The organism is Streptomyces sp. CNH189 (assembly GCF_000527195.1).
Genome location: NZ_AZUS01000054.1, coordinates 1 through 2,383, shown reverse-complemented (window position 1 = coordinate 2,383; position 2,383 = coordinate 1). Strand labels below are relative to the sequence as shown.

1 protein-coding gene and 1 pseudogene are annotated in these 2,383 nt (G+C 65.2%); one reads left to right on the top strand and one right to left on the bottom strand.

Annotated features, from left to right (window positions below; all coding sequences use genetic code 11):
• Nucleotides 1–249, bottom strand: a pseudogene (locus B100_RS37950) (hypothetical protein); the annotation flags it as partial.
• A gap of 1,142 nt (nucleotides 250–1,391) precedes the next feature.
• Here B100_RS37950 and B100_RS0133490 point away from each other — a divergent pair.
• Complete coding sequence (locus B100_RS0133490) at nucleotides 1,392–2,165, top strand: cyclic nucleotide-binding domain-containing protein (protein ID WP_024888688.1); 774 nt, start codon at nucleotides 1,392–1,394, stop codon at nucleotides 2,163–2,165.
• Nucleotides 2,166–2,383 lie beyond the last annotated feature (218 nt).

Here is a 2,383-nt window from a genome sequence, read left to right as displayed (position 1 = left end):
CCCGCCTCTCATTTCGTCACGTGACGAAACGTCGAGGTGTCGGATTTCGTCACGTGACGAATCTCGGCGTGCGACGGCCGCTGCCACGGCGGCGACCACGGCCTCCCTCTGCTTCCGTGCCTCGTACGCCCTCTGGCGACAACTCCGGCGGCAGTAGTCCTTGCTCCGGCCTACGGCGGACTGCTGGATCGGGGAGCCGCACCAGGCGCACAGCTTCGCGCCGTCGGCATCCCGGGGGGTGTCGGTCATGCCGGAGACCGTACGCGGCGCGTCTTGTGGCGTGGCGAGTGGACACCCGTAAAGGAACAACGACCGGTGCGGGTGCGCCGGCCTGAGCGACATCGACCAGCCCACCGTCCCCGTCGTTCGTGCAGTCGACGGCGAGCGCACCCCGCATGCCTGACGACCACATCGCCGCAGGGCCCTGTCTCCTTTCAACTCGGGCCAGGGACATACGCCTAAGGGGGGAGCACAGTCGCGGATCTCATGATTCGAACTGCGCTCCCCTGGAAGAGGTGCGCACCTCCTAAAAACGGAGATGGAATCCCTACGATGAGGGGTTCTTACCGAGCCCTAGCCGAAAACCCCTCCGTGGAGGTACTTTCACAATCCCGCTTGGTGTTTCCTTGTGAGCGCTGAACACACGGCTTTTGGGAGCCCTCGCTCAGCACTGGCCGGCGGCCCATCGGGGGTGGCTCCCCCGACAAGGCCCCGGCCCAACCTCAAGGCGCCATTGATGATGTCGCAGGAGAAGGCCCCGCCCGGCCACCGGGCGGGGCCTTCTCGTGCCTCGGACTCCTCATGGTGGGATGCGCCAGGAAACCGGTATCACCGATTCCGCGTACGGACTGCCAGGACCTACTTTGTCCTTTGCTCCTGACCGCGTCTCGGATTCTCGTTTTCGAGAAACCCCTCCCAGGAGCACGAATTATCGGCAGGTCACACCGATGGCGTAGCATTCACGATCAACCGGTGACGGACTGTTAGCCGCGGTCCAAACGTCGCTGGCCAGAGCGAGGTTCCCAAAAAACCCGCGGTCGAGCTTCGGACATTCGATCGAAGCTCGGCCGCCTCTCGTTAAGGACACGTGTGTTCGCCGACGTCTACGTGGCGGTCATTCTGATCTTCGGGATCGTGTTGACCGCAGCCTGTTACGCCATCCGACGCCTGGAGACCAGGCCCGCCCGAATCGCTTCCGTTCTCACGGCACTGGCCCTCCTCATCGGAGCGTTGGTGCCCGTGGTCCGCATCCTGGCCGAGTCCGCGACTCCGCCTGCTGGGGTTGTTGCTCCGACGCCACCCGCGGCGACCGTCTCGTCGGCGGCGTCCCCTGACCCCACTTCGGCAGTACCCAGTCCGGTAACCACGTCTCCTGGGGCCGGAAGGTGACCATGGCCCCTATCACCCGGAGACCGAACGAGGCCCAGGCCATCGCGGATTTCTTCTCCCTCCATGGCCTGCCTCCTGAGTCCGTAGAAGCCCTCACCGAGGTTTCCCGCGTGCGCAGGCGGGAGCGCGGCCGCGCCCTCACGCTCCCGGTCGCGAAGGCCGCCTTCTTCCTTGTCGACGGGCGCGTATCGGAAGTCGTGCAATCTGACAAGGTCCGCCTGTGGCGCGAGCTGATGCTCTTCGAAAGCATCAGTAACACCGACTTCCTCCCCGGCACGTACAACGAGGAGAGGTTGAGCTCGAACCCCAAAAGCCTGATCTCCGGATCCACCCTGTCCCGGTGTGTCTTCGTCACGGTCCCGAACGCCAAGCTGAACTCGCTGGCGATGACCGACCCCGCGATCGCGCTGATGCTCGCCCGCATGGCAGCCAAGCGGCATCTCCTGACAGAACGGCTGTACACCGCGAGCCGAGCAACCCCGGTTACCCGAGTTGCAGCAGTACTGAACTACCTGGCCGAGCCCACGCGAAGGAAGGTGATAAAGCCCAAGGGTGGCGTCCTCGTGATGACGACCACCGATGAGCTGATCGCCTCGGGGCCGAGCCAGGCCGACCTTGCCGATGCTCTCTGCCTGGGACGGGCGACTGTTGAAAAGGCAATCGCTGAACTCCGGCAGGTAAAGGCTCTGCGGTCTTTCCGGCCCGGGGAACGGGCCAACCGCTGCTACCCCATCGAAGACCGGGACCTCCTGCGGCAGATTGCCTTGGGAGGGTGAAGTAGCAACCGGTGCCGGCGCTGGACTCCACCGAGGAGCCCAGCGCCGACACCAGCACGACTACGTCAACCCACGCAAGCTGTCCCGCTGCCGGGTCCCGTCACGAGCCGTCGCGGAAGAGGGAGCCCAGGACGGCCTCCGTACCGAAGCGGACGACTCCGGATACGACACCGCCCATGACGGCCAGGGCGCCCTTCTTCGCCAACTCACGGCGGGGG